Source organism: Psychrobacter sp. PL19, from assembly GCF_017875835.1.
Classification (GTDB): Bacteria; Pseudomonadota; Gammaproteobacteria; order Pseudomonadales; family Moraxellaceae; genus Psychrobacter.
Genome location: NZ_JAGING010000001.1, coordinates 620,960 through 642,596 on the forward strand (window position 1 = coordinate 620,960; position 21,637 = coordinate 642,596).

Genomic DNA, 21,637 nt, shown 5'->3' on the forward strand with positions numbered 1-21,637 from the left:
TGGTTTATCTAATAACCTGTACAGCCGTCACTCTATATATTAACAAGTGGATAGCTTGTGGATAACTATATGATAATAATGGTTTTAAATTAAAACAGTACACACAGTAAGTACTTATCCACAGTCCATTCCTGCTAGCTGCTTCGTTAAGTGTTAAATATACTTAGTTTTAAATTGAAAGCATTAGCCGACAGAGCCAAGTGAATCAAACATAGCCGCTGATTTAGTAATAACTGTCCTTAATGACGGGTATTAATGATTATAAGCAATAATATTTAGCTATAGTCTGTTCAACATAAAAGACAGTCGTTCATAGCAATAACCTTGTATCCTTTTTTAAATTGGATCGACTATATGGCTGCTCAATCAGTGGTATAGTTAAAATACCTTAAAAACGCGACGGTACTGCTGGTATAAGCCTTTTGCAGCCTCTATCTGCGTAGGCACAGCAAGCAAGAAAAACTCATGCCAGCAGTAGGTTATGTATCGATATTACTTTTCATTGACTATAGTAGATTGTTAGAATAACCAATATTGATAATTGGTAGATCTTGTTATTAATGTACGAGTGTAGTGCTATGCTAATGAGTAGTTATCATAAATTATCAGCTATTAAAAATGAGTTGTTATAGTCGGTTCAAAATAAAAGACAGTCGTTTATAGCAATGTGCTGCTGGTATACGTTTTTTTCGCTTGCTGTTCGCAGGCGTGACAGAGCCTACAAAAAATCCGTACCAGCAGGACTGTGTCCCTTTTAAATTGAATTAACTATATCAACAACCAATAAAAAGAGGTTTATATGTTTACAGGAATTATTGAAAGTGTGGGTAAAATTAAAGCTATGGATCCCGTTGGTGGTGATATTCGCTTAATGATTGAATCTGACGACTTGGACTTTAGTGATGTGTCATTAGGTGATTCTATTGCTTCTAATGGTATCTGTCTCACGGTAGTAGATTTGGGTAGTAACTATTATGCTGTTGATGTTTCACGTGAAACTATTGCTTGCACTGCGCTAAAAGATTTAAAACCAGGTCATGTGGTGAATTTAGAAAAAGCCATGCTGCCAACCACACGTTTTGGTGGTCATATCGTTGCCGGTCACGTTGATGGCGTTGGTACTGTCAGTAAGCTTGAAAAAGATGCGCGTTCTATTTATATAGAAATCGAATTACCGCAAGAGTTGGCACATTATACCGCCACCAAAGGATCTATTACGCTCGACGGCATTAGTCTGACAACCAATTTAGTACGTGACAATATTGTCTGTTTAAATATCATCCCACACACTGCTCAGATAACTAATATTTCTAAGCATTGGTTGTTAGGCGACAAGGTTAATATTGAGGTAGATATTGTGGCACGCTACCTAGAACGCCTGTTAAACAAGTCGCAAACGGGAACAATGAATGCGGATACTGTAACGAGTCCGCAAAACCCTATTACTGATGCTTTTTTAGCGGATAACGGCTTTATGAAGTAACAAACAGTATGGTCAGTATAGCCAGTTTAAAATAAAGCAGATACATTTGTGTCAGTGGACTACTGGTATAAACTTTTCTTGCTTACTGTTCGAATGCGTGACAGAGGCTGCGAAAAATTCATAACAGCAGCACTGTATGGTTTTTAAATTGGAGTCACTATATGACGTATCCTATCAACAACAGTAGCTTGCTGTCGTAAGGCTTATTTATCAAACTTTAATTAGGTCTTGCAAGATAGCTTGTAGCTTCAATTTATCTATTGGTTTAGATAGAAATTCGTCCATTCCTACGGCAATACAAGCATCGCGATCCTCTGTAGTATTGTTGGCAGTGAGCGCCACGATAGGAATATCATCACCTTGCGCGCGAATAGCTTGGGTGGCCTGCAAACCGTCCATAACCGGCATACGGCAGTCCATTAAGATCAGTGCAATATCTTGGCGCTGAACCTGTAGCTGATCTAAAGCTTGTTGACCGTCTTCTGCTACCACCGTACGATAGCCAAACTTACTTAATAATTTACAAATGATTTTTTGGTTGGTCAAACTATCTTCTACTACTAAAATTAACGGTAATAAAAGATCATCTACAGGGTTATTTAACCTTATAGATAGTTCACTGTTATTATTCTTAAAATTTTGTTTGTGTGCTATTGGCCGCATTACTGGTTGGGTTAACCGCATTAGCTCAGATAGTAACAAGGCGCTATCTAAAGGCTTGCTTAAAAACCCATTAAATTTATCCAAGAGGGTAGAAGATATACGACGCTCAGGCTTCATGCTGAGTAATATCTTAGGCAGCGATGTGACAGCGAGTAGGCTGTCTAATGCTTTTTGGCTATCAATGTCAATCGCTGTTTTATTACTGTCTTCTGATAGGTTAGATAACTCCATAACACTGGTTTCATAATCTAATAGCAATATAGGTGACAGCGTTTTTTTATTTTGCGCTAGCTGTTCGGTGAGCTGCTGTAGGGTCGCCTTGTCTACTGAGGTATAAATACTAACAGGCATTGATAAATATTGACACAGCCGTTGCAGACTCGTAGCGTAAAGCTTATGGCTGACGATAGCGAACAAGTGAATGTGAGTCAAATTAGTATTAAAATGATACACCGGCTGATAATTTGGACGACGACAAGGCAGGTATAGCGTAAAAATATTAACTTCATTATAGGTATTATTAATGTAGGTACTATTAATATAGGTACTATTAATATAAATACTGTCAAGATAGGTACTGTCAAGCTCAATAAAGCCTCCTAATAAATGAGCAAAACTATTAGAAGTAGCCAGACCCGATCCTATATCATCAAAAGGTTGGCTAGCTTGGATTCTAGCTTGACTAAAGTAAGTAGACAGCAGCTGCTGTCTAGCAGGGATTATACCTATTCCGGTATCTTGTACGCTAAACCGAATCCAGTGAGGCACGCTACTGTCCACAATGTCAGGGGTAGTGACCGTTAGTCTTTGCTCTAATTTTTGGGTTTGAGACCAATGTTCAGTAGTAATAGGTTCGATGATCAGCGCGACATAACCCGAGGTGGTAAATTTGATGGCGTTATCTAATAAGTTGAGTAGAATTTGGCGCAAACGGTCGCCATCGGTATCGATATAGCGTGGACTGTAAGGATCAAAAGTATACAGTAGCTCAAGCCCTTGCCGACGAGTGCTATCTGTCATTAAATCGCTAATATCTTGTCCAAGCTTAAAGATATCTACAGGCTCATTAGTAATAGGTTTTTTCCCTGTTTCTGTATTCACCATATCCAATATATCATTAAGCATTGCGAGCATAGAGTGGCTTGACTGCGTTAACATGGACAGTACTTCACGCTGCTTAGCCGATAAAGTATTAGGGTTTATTTGTTCAAGTATCACAATAATGGCATCTAGCGGTGCACGCAGTTTATGACCAATAACGGATTTAAGCTGATTAGACTCAGTAAGCTTTTGTTGTAGCTGCTGATTTTGTTGTTGTAATTGATCAGTATGGCTGACGAGCTCATTAACACTATTAAGAAGCACGGTAAAACCATGGACCTGTCCGTGTTCACCGAACCATGGGGTAATATGTAGTTGGTAAGCTTGCTTGTTCTCTATACCGTAGACCAATAAAGTACGGGTAACGCGCTGGGTTATTAGTTTTTGTAGTAATAGTTGAGTCGATTCATCTTTACCGTTGACAAAGTCAGTCAGTTGATAATTGGCATCACTCTGGAATGAGGTGGAAAATATTTGCTCAAAACGTTGATTAAAAAAACTAATCTGACCGTGACGCATAATCATCAGCATCGGCAGTGGTGCTTGATCGACTAAGCGCTCTAAGCGATGGCTGAGATTTTTAATACGACGATGATTGTTATGTAGCTGATAATTGACACGGCTCAGGGCGTGACCTAAACGAGAGAACTCAGAGGTAGCTGTGGTCTCAATAAATGGCGGTGGGGCATAAGCGTCTTTCGCAGTGGTCGTTAACGCTTCGGTATATTGTAGTAGCTGTACCCAATTGGTATGGCGTTTGAGCATATAAATTAGCGCTAGTATAAATAGCATAATAGCAGCCATTAACGGCAACCAAAGTTGATACGATAGCCAGTCTATTTTAGCTGGTTGGTGACGCAGTACAATGTACACCTGATGGCCACTTTTAAGTTTAATCGTGCTTGTTAACGTATTATTAGTGAGAGTATAGGCATCATTGATATTTGCGAATGGTGATGCCAGGGTGGGCAAGGTGATATTAGCAAATTTATACCTATAAGGCCGTTTATAGCGATATACGTAAGTCTGTCCAGAAGGTAGGGTAAAAATCAGCTGATAACTGATATCTTGAAAAAATGACTTAGTGAGTATTGTTTCAATTTCAATATTCGTTGGTACGGAATGCTCAATCAATTCATGTTTTAGCGCATTAAAAACAACTTTGCTGTGCTGCTGACTTTGGCTTTCAAGTGCCAAAAGCAACATGACATAATATAAGATCAGCATAATCAGCAGCGTGAAGGTATAAAATAAAAGCAGGCGTTTTAAAGACTGAAACTGTTCCATAGAAGCATGATCCTATACCGGCACGACAAAACAAAGTGAACCAACGATAAGCCTATTACGGTGGTAGGTACTATTTAATATACTTGCGTTGATCAATTAGCCGTAGTTTTCAATTGGTATCCAGCCTTATGTTTGAGATTCACTATAGTAGCGGAGCCGTAGTATGGCGCGATTTGTTATATGGACATATCGTAATAATACAGATAGTGTGATTAAAAGTATTCTGATAAGCATATTTTCATAAAAGGTATTATGATGATATATCATTTTCACGATAACGAAATTACCGTAGCAGTCATTGTAACAAATCGTGTGTCGAAGACCTTATAGTAAAGGCCTCATTGGTAATATCCGTTTTATTATAAATATAGGCAGCGCTATTATGACGTTAAACGGCGCTATCTGTAAGTCGGCTCAAGCGCTATCACAATCATGGCGAAACGCAGAAAACTCGCCTATAATAGGCCCATCAATTATATGTAATACGCTGCTATGACTACATTTGTTTCTTCTTCCGATATATCTATTGCTACCACAACTCAACACCAGCCAGCTATTGGCCGATTGCGAGTAGTATTTGCAGGTACACCTGAGTTTGCCGCTATAAGCCTTGAAGCTTTAATTAGCCAGCAAGAGGCACTCAATATAGACATTGTGGCAGTGTACAGCCAGCCGGATCGCAAGGCAGGTCGTGGACAAAAGCTGGCTGCCTCTGCCGTCAAACAAGTCGCATTATCGCATGATATTCCAGTTGAGCAACCTGCTACCTTTAAAAAATCAAGCACTGAAGGTCTTGCCGCTAGAGAAACCTTGCGAACCTATCAGCCTGCTGTCATGGTAGTCGCTGCCTATGGGCTTATTTTGCCTATTGGGGTTTTGACTATTCCGACCTATGGCTGTTTAAATATTCATGGCTCATTATTACCGCGCTGGCGCGGCGCAGCACCTATTCATCGAGCACTACTAGCAGGTGACGCCGAGACTGGCATTACTATTATGCAAATGGATAAAGGTTTAGATACTGGCGATATGCTGCATAAAGTTAGCTGCGTTATTGAGCCAAACGATAGCGCTGCTAGCCTACATGATAAGCTGGCAGAATTGGGTGCAAAGGCTATCAGTACGGTGCTCCGGGACTTACCCAATTATCAGGCGCAGGCTATCTCGCAAAATGATAATGAGGCTAACTATGCCGAAAAACTTATCAAAACAGAAGGCGCTATCGATTGGACGCAATCTGCTACTATCATCGAACGAAAGATTCGTGGCTTAACGCCGTGGCCAGGTGCTTATACTTTTTTAAACGATCAGCGCGTCAAAATTTTAGCCAACTTGCCCGTTAATGATACTCAGCAAACCAAACAGCCTGCTGGTACGGTTATCAGTGTTGGCCGTAAAGCAATTTTGGTGGCGTGCGGCAAAGACCAACAGCAAGCAGATGACATAGAGCAGGCAGGCGAAGGTCAACAACCCAATAGTACAGCACAGCAAACCAGTACTTTAGCGATAACCACATTGCAGTTTGCTGGTAGCAAGCCCATCAACGCCGAGCAAATTTGTCAGGGCAATCAACTGAATGATGGCGACCGATTCACCACTGAATCAAACTAATACTTCAAATTAATCAGCTAACGCAGATGCCCTAATAGGCATAGGAAATTAAGTAATATGAGACAACCCGCAACCGCATCTAATAGCCCTAGAAACAATAAGAACAAGCCATCAAGCAACCTTAAAATGACTGGTAGCGTGCGCGTGCGTGTCATACGTACTTTACTTGCGATTCAAAATGGTCAGTCACTATCCAGCGTACTTGACCCCTTATTAAACAGTCTGCACGAGGGAGATAAAGGCTTTGCTCATGCGCTGTTATTGACAACATTGCGTCAGTGGTACGCTCTTGAACGTTTGCTTGATAGCTTGGCGGATAATAATATCGATGAGATCGAAGTCCGCACGACCATTCAAGTGGGGTTAACCCAGCTGTTATATTTGCAAGTTGCTGATCATGCGGCGATTCATGAAACAGTTGAGGCGGTGAAAGAGATTGACTTTGCCCATGCCTCTGGTCTGGTTAATGCGATTTTGCGAAAAGTCGTTAAAAATACCAATAAATTCCGTAAAAAATGTGATAAAAATCATAGTCTGCCTAATTGGCTTGCCTATCAGCTCAAGCAAGATTGGAGTGAAGAGTATCCAGCATTAACTCAGGGATTACGCCAGCCTGCACCGATGTTTTTACGAGTCAATACTAATATTAATACTGTTGATGCCTATCAAGCAGCTTTAGAGCACGCCGATATCGATGCTGAACTCGTTGAGTTGGTTAGCGATTTAAAACTACCAACTTCAGCGACGTCAGCTGATATCGCAAATACTAGCATCACCACTCAAGCATTGCGTCTAGGACAAACTATGGCCGTTAGTGGTTTGCCGTCATTTGCTGAAGGAGCGGTCAGTATTCAAGACATGAATGCTCAGCTCGCCGCGTCACTGATCAATCAAGCACTTATTAATAAAGTAAGCTTAGATGGTAATACTACTGACATTCAGGTTTTAGATGCCTGTGCGGCACCTGGTGGTAAGCTCGCCCATTGGTTAGAGTTGCTAAATGCAGACAAGCAATCGCCACTGTTTCATGTGAAACATGATGGCAATAACAATAATGAAAGCGATGATAAAGATGCTTCGGTGGGCAGTCATGCAATCAAGCTAACGGCTATCGATAATGAAGCGCCACGTATTGGGCGTATTCATGAGAATTTAGAGCGCCTACAATTAGAGTATTCTGAGCAGGTTGAACTTAATATCGCTTGTGCTGATGCGACCAGATGGCAAGGAATAAGCAACAAAGCAGATAAAAACGAACCCGTATTTGACGCTATTCTACTCGATTCACCCTGTACTGCCACTGGAGTGATTCGTCGTCATCCTGACATTAGCTTATTGCGCGCTGAAGAAGATGTTGAGCAAACGGCGGCATTACAAGCAGAAATATTAGATAATCTATGGCCACAAGTAAAAGCTGGCGGCTATTTGTTATATATTACTTGTTCGATATTGAAGCAAGAAAACGTAGAACAGATGCAAGCCTTTTTAAACCATCATACAGATGCAGCGGCTATTGAATTTACTGAAGCCTGCAGCTGGGGTATCGCTCAAGACATTGGTCGCCAATGTTTGCCTATTGATAGGGAAGGCGGTGATGGTTTTTATTATGCATTGCTACATAAGACAGCTTAATAACTTAATAAATAGGTACACATTTATATAGGTATATATTTACATAATCAGTTTAATTTAAAAAACACAGTGTGACTGGGAGAAAACTATGTAGCTGCTAGAGTGGCATAGCTACATAGCAATTGAGAGGTTTTCTCCCACTCGTATGTGACTATAAACGGCCTTATTTCTAAAATATTAAAAAATCATTACAGGTAGGAAAATGCTATGAAGTATATCAGTACCCGTGGTCAGACAGCACCGATAGATTTTAGTGATGTGCTGTTAATGGGGCTCGCGCCTGATGGTGGCTTAATGCTACCTGAGCATTATCCGCTGATTGACAACGCCACGCTTGATGAATGGCGTACGCTCAGTTATCCCAAGCTTGCTCTAGCAGTGATGCAGCGCTTTGCCACTGATATTCCTTATGCTGACCTGCAAGACATCGTTGAGCGTACTTATACCGCTGAAGTATTTGGTAGCGCAGAGATTGTTCCGGTTCGTAAGCTTGAAGACAACTTATATATTTTAGGCTTGTCGAATGGGCCTACCTTAGCCTTTAAAGATGTAGCGATGCAATTTTTAGGTAATACTTTCGAATATGTACTCAAACAAAAAGATGCCCGAATTACTATTATTGGCGCGACCAGTGGTGATACTGGCAGTGCCGCTGAATACGCCCTCCGTGGTAAAGACAATATCGAAGTCTTTATGTTATCGCCATATGGCAAGATGAGTGAGTTCCAGCGTGCGCAGATGTACAGCCTGACTGATGATAATATTCATAATATCGCTATCGATGGTATGTTTGATGATTGCCAAGATATCGTTAAAGCCTTACAACAAGATGCTGAATTTAAAGCGGCCTATAATTTAGGAACGGTTAATTCTATCAATTGGGGACGGATACTGGCGCAGATTGTTTATTATTTTAAAGCTTATTTTGCCGTGACTAGCAGTAACGATCAGCAGGTTAGCTTTAGTATTCCATCAGGCAACTTTGGTAATATTTGTGCTGGTCATATTGCCCGTGAAATGGGCTTGCCGATTGGGCGCTTAATAGTTGCTACTAACGAAAATGACGTGCTCAACGACTTCTTTAATAAAGGGGCTTATCAGCCGCGTCCGACGGATAAAACCTATATCACTTCTAGTCCATCAATGGATATCTCTAAAGCCTCTAACTTTGAGCGCTTTGTTTACATGCTGCTAGATAGAGACAGCGCGCGTGTTCATGAGTTATTTGAAGGGGTAAAATCAGGACAAGGTTTTGATTTATCAGATTTGCTGGAAGCAGTAAATTCACGTTACGGCTTTGCAGCCGGTAAATCTAATCATAGCGACCGTCTGAAAACTATAAAAGCGCTATATGAACAACATGGCGAACTGGTCGATCCACATACTGCAGATGGCATCAAAGTCGCTAAAGAATTACAGCAAGAGGGCGAGATTATAGTTTGTGCTGAGACGGCATTGCCCGTTAAATTTTCTGAGACTATTATCGAAGCTATTGGCCAGATAGATATTGCACGTCCTGCCCATACCGAAGGCTTAGAGGATTTACCGCAGCATGTGGTGATTCTAGATAATGATGCGCAATTGGTCGCTGAACGAATACGTCAGCGTGTCACACCAAACCCAGCATAAATTTAGAAAGTGCCATTAACAACAAGGGCTTTGTTTCACATGAAACAAAGCCCTTGTTGTTAATGGCAGAAAATTAAGTCAATTTAATATTAGAGAATAAGCTTAACAACCTTAACAAGCTTAAGCTTTTGCAAAACAGCGTTTGGTATTGTGCTATGGTTCATATCATTGTAAACTCAAAAAGCACTACTTTTAAGTATTGGTTTGAACACTGCTATAGAAACAAGATCTATAAAAACAAGCTCAGATAAATGCGTGCTTTGTGTTAATAGCTAATGATGGTTGATAATTAATCAGTGGTAACCACAACAGCCTCAACGCTATATTTTACCCATTATGGATATGATAATGAAAATAAGCCTAAACGGTATGGCAAAAGCGCTGCTGATCACCATATTTAGTAGTGTAATATTGATCCCTACTGCCTATGCTAACAATCCACTGCCAACTATCAAAGCAGATGCGCCCAATCGCTATACGGTCAAAAAAGGCGATACTTTATGGGATATCTCTGGTCGTTATTTAGACAGTCCATGGCGTTGGAAAGAAATTTGGGCGACTAATAAACAAATCAAGAATCCTAATCTTATTTATCCTAACGATATTCTTATCTTATGCGTAATTCAGGGCAAGACCTTAATTGGTGTTGACACTGGTGAAGGCTGTGCAGGGGTAGAAAAACAACTGACTGGTAATATGGTCGCTAGCAGCGTAACGATTACCTCGACTGCCAATAGTATTCCAGCGATTCCAATGACGGCAATCCAACATTGGCTTGATAAAACCATCATTGTTAATCCCAAAGATTTTAATACCACACCCTATGTGCTAGCGTCTAAAACACGCAACCTTATTACAGCTAGTGGTGATAAAATTTATGCCAAGGGTGTACCGCTTATCGTTGGTCAGCGCTATGGGGTCTACCGCGAAGGCGAGATGTACGTCGATCCTAGGACTCAAAAAATCATCGGCTTAGAAGTGACACAAGTGGCGACTGGCTTGGCCACTAACGTGGCAAGTAACGGCGTAACCAGCTTGCAGCTCACTGACAGCTATGACAAAGAAGTACGTGAAGGTGATCGCGTTTTTGTTGAGTTAGACAATGCTATTCCACCGGTGTTTTATCCGACGCCTGCTACCGTCAATCGTGGTGGTATGATCGTACGCGTGATGGACTCCATTAGCTCAGCGGCGCGTGGCAGTGTGGTCGCTATTAACTTGGGTAGCATTCATGGTGCCAAACCAGGTGATGTATTGACGGTTTACCAGAAAGGACCGCTAGTGCGCGATACCATCGATAATGACACCCCAGTACGTTTGCCAAGCGAACCGACTGGTATGGTGATGGTATTTAATACCTTTGATGATATCAGTTATGCGTATGTGCTGAGCTCTGAGTTACCCCTTAATGTCGGTGATCAGTTGCTACCGCCACCTTACTTATAGGCGTTTATAATCTACTAATACGAATTATTCAATACGAGCTAGCCAATACGAGCAGACAATTATGCCGGTAACTTCATCTCTCTTCTCCGACAATCAGCGCGCCGTATTGGCATTATGGTATGAGGTCAATGCGTCGTTATCCGCTTATCATAAGCTTATCAGTACCTTTGGTAGCGCGCAGCAAGCATGGACCACTAAGACTGAGGGCTGGCGGCAACTGGGTATCCATCATACTCATATTAAGCGCCACGAGCAGCAAGATCAGACCATAGCCAGTATTGAAGTTATTGAGCAAGCGCTAAAGGCTGGGAATTATCAGTTACTTTTTGCTGATCAGCCTGACTATCCGGCACAGTTGCTGCAAATATACTATCCACCGCCACTTTTATTTTATCGTGGTAATAGCGCGTTGCTCCATCAAGCGCAAATCGCTATCGTTGGTAGCCGAAAACCCAGTAACCATGCGCAAAAGATTACCTTTGATATAGCACAATATCTGGCGCAAGCGGGGTATGTTATCACTAGCGGTTTGGCAATTGGCGTGGACAAGCGGGCGCATTTAGGCGCTTTGGCACAAACTGATTCTGACTACCAGGGTCGCACGATTGGTGTGATGGGTACTGGTATCAATGTTTGTTACCCCAATCATCATGATAAATTGTTTGATCAAATTATCGATCAGGGTGGCTGTCTTGTCAGTGAGTTATTGCCACATACCCAGCCACATAAGCATACTTTTCCACGGCGTAATCGCTTGGTTGCTGGACTCAGTTTGGCAACCATTGTCACTGAGGCCACCATTAAAAGTGGCTCGCTGATTACTGCGCGGCTCACCTCTGATCAGGGCAAACAAGTTTTTGCCGTTCCAAGTCATATCGATAACAGTAATGCTGAAGGCTGCCATCATCTGATCCGTGAAGGCGCAACGTTGATATATCATCCTCATCAAGTGCTGGACGACGTCAGTACGCAACTACCGAATCACAGTCTAACGAATCACAGCCTACCGAATCATAATTTACCGAATCATAATTTACCGAATCACAGTCAGCCTAGCAACTATGCGCATAGCTCTTCTGAAAACAACCTATCTAAAGATAATGTTTATTCGCTAGCCCTAGCCAATACCGAGCAACTTGCAAATGCTAGGCAAAAAACATCGCCTCTTAACGTTACTATACCTAAGCATCTAGATGCTGTTTTTAGTCAACTTGACTGGCATGGACAAGATCTAGATGCCTTATTGATGTCCACAGGATTATCACCACCACAATTGATCGGGCAGCTGATGGAGCTTGAGTTATTAGGGGTTATCAGTGAACAAGGTGGGCGTTATTTACGGGTATAGTTGTTTGTTTTAATAGCGACAATTGCTTACTTAGTATTGATTGCTTATGGTTATTATTCATTCTTAATATTGTGCAGACCTTAGTTTTTTTGAGGACAATTTTAAAGACTACTTTTTGAGGCTTCAAGCGTAGATTATGAAATCATCCAAGTCTTATTCCACGCCGTTAATGACTAAATCTACCACCCAAGCCGCTCAATGGCTGAGTGCAGGGCAGCTGCTCGTTTATCCGACCGAAAGTGTTTGGGGTATTGGCTGTGACGCTTTTAATCAGCGGGCAGTACAGCAATTACTCACTATCAAGCAGCGTCCAGTAGACAAAGGAATGATTGTGGTGACTGATAGCGTTGACCGTATCGCGCCTTTATTAGAGGCCTTAAGCACTGAACAGCGTCAAACCGTTCTTGATAGCTGGGATACCGCGCCTAATACGGTATCACAGCAAGCGCATACCTGGTTATTACCTTTGCCTCAGTCATTATCTCAATCATTACCTCAATCATTATCTCAATCATTATCTCAATCGTCGTCTCGACCATTATTTAATGCACTTGCGGTACCTATTCCAGCTTGGATTAGCGGGGCTCATAATAGCGTGGCGGTACGTGTTATTAGTCACCCTTTGATTCAACAGCTGTGTGCCCAAGTAGTTTCAGCAGCCAATCCTTACGGTTTTATCGTCTCGACCAGCTGTAATCTTTCAAGTCAGCCACCAGCGTTATCGTTAGCCCAAGCCCAAGCTTATTTTATGAGTAGTGATTTTTCTACTCACGTCGGTTATTTAGAAGGGGAGACCTTAGGCTACCAGCTACCTAGCCAAATCGGAGATGCACTGACTGGGCGGATTATTCGTTAAGGCAAATTACTCTGTTTTCTTGGGATAGATAAGACAGTGACTATTAAGTTAAATGAGTTAAATTATAGTAAAACCTATGATAGTGATTTTATATTTCAAGTTTTCCTTGATACTTTATGATTTAGTTTTTAATAGCAATAGAATAATAGTGAAAGCCAATCATTCAGTTATAGTTAAAATACCTTAAAAACGCGACGGTACTACTGGTATAAGCTTTTTGTAGCCTCTGTCTGCGTAGGCACAGCAAGCAAGAAAAACTTATGCCAGCAGTATGTTATGTATCGATATTACTTTTCATTGACTATAGCTTAGATTGACCCAGAATGTGGTCGTATGCGGCTCGTGCCTAGTTAAAGGGTCTGCTTACCTTACCAAAAGCATGTAAAACCAGTTTTGACAACCCATCTAAAAAAGGCCACGATATTTATTAAGGGCTATATTAGTTTGGATGTCTATAAATAACCATAAGGAAGCGAATATGAATATTTTAATCAGTGGTGGATCAGGGTTTTTAGGCAGCGCGTTTAGTGATGAGCTCATGAAACGTCATAATGATACTGACAGAGATTTAGGCATCACCTGGTTAACACGTGATAGCAGTCAGGCACACCCCAGTATGATTAATATGATGACTTATGATGAGCTGGCGCAGACGGACAAAAGCTTTGATGTCATCTTAAATCTCGCTGGTGCTGGTATTGCTGACTCACGTTGGAGTGATAGCCGCAAAGAGCAACTGCTCGCCAGTCGTATCAAGCCTACCGAGTCGTTAATAGCATTTATAGCGCGTACCAGCCTCAAGCCTAAATTATTGGTTAGTGGTTCAGCGATTGGCTGGTATGGTACGCAAGGTGACAAGCCACTAACTGAGAGCAGTGCCTCTGAGACCGACTTTTCGCATCGCTTATGTGATGAATGGGAGCAATTGGCCCTAACAGCAACTGAGTACGGCGTACCAGTCGCTATCGTACGAACGGGTGTGGTTATTCACCCTAAAGGCGGTATGCTTGGTAAGCTGCTATTGCCATTTAAGCTAGGACTTGGTGGACAATTGAGTGATGGTAAGCAAATCATGAGCTGGGTTAGCCGTGACGATTGGGTAGGGGCGACCATTTTTATTATTGAACAACATCTGACAGAAAAAACTGACACTCAGCAGAGCGATAGCATAACCACTGCTGAGAATACTATAAGCTCAGAAAATTCTACGTCAGCAGTGGTATATAACTTGACGGCGCCCAATCCAGTGACCAATCATACCTTCACCAAAGACGTTGGCGCGTGGTTGCATCGCCCCACCTTCTTTACCTTACCAAGTCCTTTGCTAAAGCTTATGTTTGGTGAGATGTCGACCTTACTGATTGATGGACAGAAGGTATTGCCACAAGCACTGGATAATGCTGGTTATGAATTTAAGCAACCGACGCTCAAACAAGCATTAGAACAACAGGAATAGTAGGAATTAAAATGAGCAATGTTTCATGTGAAACATTGCGGGTTTTCTTCCTTTAATACTGATGAAATAAACAGCCTAATAACATCTAAGCGCAACCCCAAGAGCACCAGTAATGCGAGCAGTTGATGACTATAATTTTAGTGCAAAAATGCTGAATTTTTAAACAGAAACATCAGAGTAGTAGAGGTTTGAGGCAACCTATCATAAGATAAGGCTATCTTTATATAATCAGAATTTATTATGTGGCTCTTTATTGTCTTGACCCAGTTACTGGCTGTAACAACCAGCGTTATTCTATGGTGGTTGATCCAACCAAAACGTCCCGTCAGTAAAATTATTATCGTCTTGAGCATTTTTATCGTCAATAACCTCGCTCTCATTTATGGACTGAGTGAGTTTTGGCGTGAGCGCTTCTACGTCTATTTAGTGGTCAGTATATTGCAAGGTTTTATGGTGTATGCCGCCTTGATAACCGCTGCTGTCGCCCTATTCTATAGTCAGATTATCAAACGACCCTCTCGCCCCAAGCTTATACGCGCTATTGCCGCCCTGAGTTATATGGGTATCGTTGGTTTAGCGGTATTTAATGCGTACTCTCCAGTGGTTCATCGTCTAACTGTGACTACGGATAAGCCTTTAGATAAACCCATGACTATGGCGTTAGTCTCTGATACACATTTGGGTAGGTGGTTTGGCAATCGACAGTTGGACCAGCTGGTTAGTCTCATCGATGCACAAAATCCTGATGTGGTGGTGCTGGCAGGCGATATTATGAATGACAGTACTGCTGCTTATGATAAGACTAATATGCACGCGTACTTATCAAAGCTACAGGCGCCACTGGGGGTCTATGCGGTATTGGGCAATCATGATTATTCAGGTAATCAAGTCGCAATTGCTACAGCGATTACGCGCGCTGGAATCAAGGTGATTGATAATAAGAGTGTGTATTTAGATGATGCCGTATGGTTGGTTGGCCGTTCCGATGCTACCGATCCCAAGCCCCGCAAACTAGCGGCAGATCTGCTAACACCGATTGATACCGATAAGCCGGTGATATTTTTGGAACATGCCCTTTGGTCGATCAATGAGATAAGTGCCTTACCAATAGACTTGCATCTGTCGGGGCATACTCATGGTGGACAAATGTTTCCGTTAACGGAACTGATTCAGATGTTTACGCCATTAGTTTATGGTGCCAAGTCGATTGATGATACGCAATTTTTAGTAACCTCAGGTTATGGGTTTGGTGCTGTACCCTTTAGACTGGGTACTCGCGCTGAAATTTGGCTAATTACGTTACAGTCAACTATATCGCCCCCTTTAAAAAGTTAACGTTATGATAATGAATATATAGTCAATGAAAAGTAATATCGATACATAACCTACTGCTGGCATAAGTTTTTCTTGCTTGCTGTGCCTACGCAGACAGAGGCTGCAAAAAGCGTATACCAGCAGTACCATAGCGTTTTTAAGGTATTTTAACTATAGAGTGGTTGTCATAATAAATATGGAATAATTATAGATAGGACAGAGTATGCGCTACGTATTTTTCACAGTCATTATTGTCTTACTACAGCTGTTTAGTCTGGGTGCGGCGCTAAGCTTACAATGGTGGCTGCAGCCTTGGATGTCATCAACACTGCAAACCATAGTATGGATTACAGTATTTGTCATCACCAATGGCTTATTGCTACTGAGCGTCAGTAAGCTACTTGCTAATAGCTATCGTTGGGTAAGTGGCTGGCTGCTAGTATTGCACTTTATGATGCTCGCTGCTCTAGCAACCTGGTTGTTGTATGGCAGCTATTTATTGATAATGTTTCTGAGTGATATTCCTAACTACTCTGAGACCCTTGCTTTTGGACTACGAGTATTGGCTTTAATAGTATTTGTGGGTCTGTTCGTTTACGCCTTATATAGCGCTTATGTCCCAGTAGTGCGCCATCGAACTATCAATATCAATAAACTCATGCAAGGGCAACTACGTATCGCCGTGGCAAGCGACTTACATCTAGGGCGCCTATTCGGTAGTGGTGCTATTGATAGATTGCGGCATCTTGTTACCCGTCATCAGGCTGATATGCTCTTGATGCCAGGTGATATTATGGATGACAATACCCAGGCGTTCATGGCTTATAATATGATGGAAAATTTAGTCAATTTGGGTGCTGGTCTGCCATATGGTATTTATGCCACGCTAGGCAATCACGACTTATATGGTCATGAACAAAGCATTAGCAGCACCCTACGCGACGCGGGTGTGCAGTTATTAAATGATGACGTGCTGCGAATAGAGCATCAAGGCCAAGCGATTTGGTTAGTGGGTCGCTTTGACAACCACAAACACCAGCGGGTGGCGACCACTGAGCTATTAGCACAGGTTAATATCACTGAGCCAGTAATAATGTTAGACCATAGACCTAGCGATATTACTGAGCATAGTAAACTACCGATTGATTTACAGGTCTCAGGACATACTCATAACGGGCAAGTATTCCCTGCTAACTTTATTGTCAAAGCTATCAATCGTTTGGGCTATGGCTACGAAGCCATTGGTCAAGGACACTTTGTGGTGTCATCTGGTTACGGCTTTTGGGGCATACCGTTTCGCCTAGGATCAAGATCTGAGATTTGGTTATTAACTGTTCAGACCGCGCCGTCGGTTGCCGTACAAAGCTGATGCACAAAGTTAGCAAACTCATCAATAATATAATCAGTCTCGCACCCGATACCTTGATGAACGCTCATTAAATGAATAAAGCCATGCGGCGCGCCAAGCACAGTATGAGTTTGCACGTTAATGCCCTTATCTTGTAGCTGCTGGGCATAAACCAATGCTTCATCTCGCAAGATATCCAGTTCAGCCGCAACGATATAGCTTGGACACATTTGTGTGTGGCCACCATGAATCACTGACACCAGAGGATGCGATTGGGGTAAGTTACTGTGCTTAATGTAAGCGGTATTAAATACTTCAGCATCTTCGTGATCGAGTAGCAATCCTTGGCCGTAAAGCGCCCAGCTTGAATATTCGGCGTCATAGTCAGTAACAGGATAGAGTGGCAGCTGTGCTAGTGGTGTTGGTAAATTCTGAACCAAGGCTCTAAAAGCCTCATCGACCGTCTGATCTTCATCAATATTTTGCCACAGGGCATCAATAGGCTTGATGACTTGCTGTGCGACTAATGCGGCCAAGCAACCACCTGCGCTATCACCTGATAACACAATACGCGATGGTGACGCACCAAGCGTTTGGCAGTGCTCAGTGAGCCATGCATAAGCTGCGATACAGTCTTTGAGGGCTGTTGGGGCGGTGTGTTCAGGTGCTAATCGATAATCAACACTGACTACCGCCCAGCCGGTTTGGGTACAGACGGTATGGCAAAACTCATGATGGGTATCAAGATCTCCGATACAAAATCCACCACCATGAAAAAACAGCATAACGACTTCATCAAGGTTCTGTTTATGCTTTTGGATAGTGTCAGATCCAGCTTGATAACAGCGAACAGTCATATCACCGCCATCGGCATCAGCAATAGTTTCGTCTTGCCAGCTCACACTACTAATATTTTTACCATTACTTTTTTGCTGCCAGACGTTAGGCGCTTGCAATGAGACTGCGTCAGCACCAAATTTCCTTCTTAACTTAGACAAGTTGTCGAGCGTTAATGGCCGCTTGAGCTTGTTGCTAATAGCCAGTATCAGGCGCAAATGGGCATCAGCATGAGGATATTGCTCAGCAGCTGATGCTTTTAGATGGTAGTTAAGACGTTCAAGCGCGGGTGTCGGTAGCTTACCCAATCCTTTCAATATATAGTGCATGGCATGCTGTTGATAGGTACGTGCAGGTATCTTAGTTTTGGCAGTCTCAACTGTTTTTGTCACTAAGGTATTGAGTGATGATATCGGTAGAATAGGCATAACGTTCCTTGTTTAATCAATATTTAATCAGTTTTAGTACTATTTGATGATACCAGTAGCACGTTGCCATAAACGACTCTTTTTTATTGTGAACTGATTGTATTATTGTCGATGCTAGGGGAGTGCTTACTTAGTTGTTAATTGCGTCAGTTGCTATTTATATTTTAAATAGAATAACTATTTCAGCTAAAGTAAAAAATTCATCACCCTTAGGCTTGAAATTCATCCTCATCACCTTTATCAAGCAGCTATTGAGTCCTCTTTAGAAGACGTAAGTATAATAATCATCATAAAACATAAGGAGTTATCATGAGCGAGCAAGCCCCAAACCAAGAATTTGACACCCAAGAGCCAAAAACGGTACAAAGTAACATTGATCGCGAAGAAAGTGTGTTAGCAGAAACTTTAGAAGAGTTTGACCCTGAAAACAACTCAGCTGAGAGCGTGACTATCGACAATGACATTGATCTTCAGGCTTTTGCAGCTCGTATCGCTGAGCTAGAAGGCGAAGTGAAGCAAGCTAAAGAAGGCACGGCGCGTGCCAATGCCGAAGCTTATAATGCGCAAAAACGTATGGAACAAGAAGCGGATAAAAGTAAAAAATTCGCGTTACAGAAGTTTGCCAGAGAGCTGTTAGAAGTAGTCGATAACCTAGAGCGTGCGGTTGAGAATGCGGATGCTAATGATCCCGTCGCCGAAGGGGTGACACTCACTCACAAAGCACTGCTCAGTGTACTCAATAAAAATGGCGTTGATGTGGTTGATCCACAAGGCGAGAAGTTCAACGCTGATTTTCATGAAGCGGTGGGTATTGATCCAGACGCTGAAGCCGACACCGTCGGTACGGTTTTGCAAAAAGGCTACAGCTTAAATGGCCGCCTACTACGTCCGGCTATGGTACGTGTCGGTCAATAAGCGTCACATTCAGAGCAACAAAACTAACAAACCCTATTAAAAGTAAGGGTATTGACAAAACTTCACATAAAAGAAAATATTTGTAGGGTCATTGACTTGAAAAAACGACCGTGCAAACCGATATAAAGCAGCAAGTGACCCGTTACGGTCTGATATGCCAAGCCAAGTGCAGGCAGTACGCTCTAACAAGCATAGGTAATAAGCTTAGTTAAAGGGGCGTAGATACCTTAGTACGGCTGGCAATACATATAAACATTGAACCATCAAAACAAATTGGAGTAATTAATTATGGGTAAAGTAATAGGTATTGATTTAGGTACAACTAACTCATGTGTGGCAGTGATGGAAGGCGATAAAGTCAAAATCATTGAAAATGCTGAAGGCACACGTACTACCCCCTCAATTGTCGCTTATAAAGACGATGAGATCTTGGTCGGTCAGTCAGCCAAGCGCCAAGCAGTAACCAACCCGAACAAAACCTTATTTGCGATTAAGCGTCTGATTGGTCGTCGTTTTGATGACAAAGTCGTGCAAAAAGATATCGGCATGGTTCCTTATAAAATTGTCAAAGCTGACAATGGTGATGCTTGGGTCGAGATTAATGATAAAAAATTAGCGCCACCACAGGTGTCTGCTGAAATCTTGAAAAAAATGAAAAAGACCGCTGAAGACTATCTGGGCGAAGCCGTTACCGAAGCCGTCGTTACCGTTCCTGCTTACTTTAATGACTCACAGCGTCAAGCGACTAAAGATGCGGGTAAAATTGCCGGTCTTGATGTAAAACGTATTATCAACGAACCAACTGCCGCCGCTCTTGCTTACGGCATGGACAAAAAAGAAGGCGATCGCACTATCGCTGTCTATGACTTAGGTGGTGGTACTTTTGACGTATCAATCATCGAAATCGCTGACGTTGATGGCGAGCAGCAGTTTGAAGTACTGGCAACTAACGGTGATACCTTCCTTGGCGGCGAAGACTTTGATTCAGCATTGATTGATTATTTAGTAAGCGAATTCAAAAAAGATCAAGACGTGAACCTAAAAGGTGACTCGTTAGCGATGCAGCGTCTCAAAGAAGCCGCAGAAAAAGCGAAAATTGAGTTATCAAGTGCCCAAAGCACTGAAGTTAACCTGCCATATATTACCGCTGACAGCAATGGTCCTAAGCATTTAGTAGTAACAATCAGCCGTTCAAAATTAGAGAGCCTAACCGAAGCATTGGTTGAGCGTACCATGGGCCCTTGTAAGATTGCTATTGATGACGCTGGGCTAAAAACCAGTGAAATTGATGATGTTATTTTAGTGGGTGGCCAGACTCGTATGCCACTAGTACAGCAAAAAGTACAAGAATTCTTCGGTCAAGAGCCACGCAAAGACGTGAACCCTGACGAAGCAGTCGCTGCTGGTGCCGCGATTCAAGGTGCGGTATTGTCTGGTGAAAAAACGGATGTTCTATTGCTTGATGTGACGCCATTGACCCTTGGTATCGAAACCATGGGTGGGGTGCTAACGCCAATCATTGAGAAGAACACCATGATTCCGACTAAGAAATCACAGGTATTCTCAACGGCTGAAGACAACCAGCCAGCGGTGACTATTCAGGTGTTCCAAGGTGAGCGCAAGATTGCTCAGCAGAATAAACAGCTTGGCCGTTTTGACTTGACTGATATTCCACCAGCACCACGTGGCCTGCCACAAATCGAAGTGACTTTTGATATCAACGCTGATGGCATCATGAATATTTCAGCGACCGATAAAGGTACTGGTAAAGCACAAAGCATCCAGATTAAAGCGGATTCTGGCTTGTCGGACGAAGAAGTCGAACAAATGGTACAAGACGCTGAAGCTAATGCGGCTGAAGATGAAAAATTCGCCAACCTAGCTCAAGTTCGTAACGAAGCGGATGGTCGTATCCATGCGATACAAAAAGCGTTAAAAGATGCGGAAGACAAAGTATCTGAAGACGAGAAATCAGCAGTAGAGACGGCTATCTCTGAGCTTGAAATGGCTGCCAAAGAAGACGATCATGATGATATCAAAGCCAAGCTCGAAGCATTGGACAATGCCTTCTTGCCGGTCAGCCAAAAGATTTATGGTGATGCCAGCGCGGGTGCTGAAGGTATGGATCCAAGCCAGTTCCAAGACGGCGCAGATGCAACAGCTGATGACAATCAAGCTGATGATGACGTGGTTGATGCTGAGTTCACTGAAGTGGACGAAGAAGAGAAGAAGAAGTAGTCTTTTAAAAAAGCTTGTTTTCTAAAAGTCAGTATTTAACAGTTA

Annotated in this window: 14 protein-coding genes; 12 read left to right on the forward strand and 2 right to left on the reverse strand. The window is 42.3% G+C overall.

All coding sequences use genetic code 11. The annotated features are described in order from the left end of the window. The first annotated feature begins 799 nt into the window (after positions 1-799). The gene (locus H4W00_RS02510; protein ID WP_209956092.1) at positions 800-1,483 is read left to right on the forward strand and encodes a riboflavin synthase; all 684 of its coding nucleotides are present in this window, start codon (positions 800-802) and stop codon (positions 1,481-1,483) included. 210 nt (positions 1,484-1,693) lie between these two features. Here the strand turns inward: H4W00_RS02510 and H4W00_RS02515 are convergent, their stop codons facing one another. After that, positions 1,694-4,534, reverse strand: a complete 2,841-nt coding sequence (locus H4W00_RS02515) for a response regulator (RefSeq protein ID WP_209956093.1) — start codon at positions 4,532-4,534, stop codon at positions 1,694-1,696. Between the two features lie 492 nt (positions 4,535-5,026). Between H4W00_RS02515 and fmt the strand changes: the two genes are divergently transcribed. The 9 genes from fmt (at position 5,027) to H4W00_RS02560 (ending at position 17,195) form a co-directional block, all read left to right on the forward strand. Continuing rightward, positions 5,027-6,145, forward strand: a complete 1,119-nt coding sequence (gene fmt / locus H4W00_RS02520; protein WP_209956094.1) for a methionyl-tRNA formyltransferase — start codon at positions 5,027-5,029, stop codon at positions 6,143-6,145. Between the two features lie 57 nt (positions 6,146-6,202). Then, positions 6,203-7,777, forward strand: coding sequence for a transcription antitermination factor NusB (locus H4W00_RS02525; RefSeq protein ID WP_209956095.1), 1,575 nt, complete (start codon positions 6,203-6,205; stop codon positions 7,775-7,777). A gap of 207 nt (positions 7,778-7,984) precedes the next feature. Then, positions 7,985-9,406, forward strand: a complete 1,422-nt coding sequence (thrC, locus tag H4W00_RS02530) for a threonine synthase (RefSeq protein ID WP_209956096.1) — start codon at positions 7,985-7,987, stop codon at positions 9,404-9,406. Positions 9,407-9,754: 348 nt separating this feature from the next. Further along, positions 9,755-10,852 carry a LysM peptidoglycan-binding domain-containing protein gene (locus H4W00_RS02535; protein WP_209956097.1) on the forward strand — a complete coding sequence of 366 codons (1,098 nt, stop codon included), beginning with the start codon at positions 9,755-9,757 and terminating at the stop codon, positions 10,850-10,852. Between the two features lie 61 nt (positions 10,853-10,913). Beyond that, positions 10,914-12,200 (forward strand): DNA-processing protein DprA, encoded by a 1,287-nt coding sequence (gene dprA, locus H4W00_RS02540; RefSeq protein WP_209956098.1) that lies wholly within the window; start codon positions 10,914-10,916, stop codon positions 12,198-12,200. 136 nt (positions 12,201-12,336) lie between these two features. Continuing rightward, positions 12,337-13,056 carry an L-threonylcarbamoyladenylate synthase gene (locus H4W00_RS02545; protein ID WP_209956099.1) on the forward strand — a complete coding sequence of 240 codons (720 nt, stop codon included), beginning with the start codon at positions 12,337-12,339 and terminating at the stop codon, positions 13,054-13,056. A gap of 478 nt (positions 13,057-13,534) precedes the next feature. After that, entirely contained in the window at positions 13,535-14,512 is a 978-nt protein-coding gene (locus H4W00_RS02550; protein ID WP_209956100.1) for an epimerase, read from the forward strand. 240 nt (positions 14,513-14,752) lie between these two features. Then, positions 14,753-15,847, forward strand: coding sequence for a metallophosphoesterase (locus tag H4W00_RS02555; RefSeq protein ID WP_209956101.1), 1,095 nt, complete (start codon positions 14,753-14,755; stop codon positions 15,845-15,847). Positions 15,848-16,049: 202 nt separating this feature from the next. Beyond that, the gene (locus H4W00_RS02560) at positions 16,050-17,195 is read left to right on the forward strand and encodes a metallophosphoesterase (protein ID WP_209956102.1); all 1,146 of its coding nucleotides are present in this window, start codon (positions 16,050-16,052) and stop codon (positions 17,193-17,195) included. Here H4W00_RS02560 and H4W00_RS02565 read toward each other — a convergent pair. After that, positions 17,162-18,439, reverse strand: a complete 1,278-nt coding sequence (locus tag H4W00_RS02565) for an alpha/beta hydrolase (protein ID WP_209956103.1) — start codon at positions 18,437-18,439, stop codon at positions 17,162-17,164. The genes H4W00_RS02560 and H4W00_RS02565 overlap by 34 nt on opposite strands. 309 nt (positions 18,440-18,748) lie before the next feature. Here H4W00_RS02565 and grpE point away from each other — a divergent pair, with 309 nt between their 5' ends. Continuing rightward, entirely contained in the window at positions 18,749-19,354 is a 606-nt protein-coding gene (grpE, locus tag H4W00_RS02570; RefSeq protein WP_209956104.1) for a nucleotide exchange factor GrpE, read from the forward strand. A gap of 288 nt (positions 19,355-19,642) precedes the next feature. Further along, entirely contained in the window at positions 19,643-21,592 is a 1,950-nt protein-coding gene (gene dnaK, locus H4W00_RS02575) for a molecular chaperone DnaK (RefSeq protein WP_209956105.1), read from the forward strand. Positions 21,593-21,637: the final 45 nt, after the last annotated feature.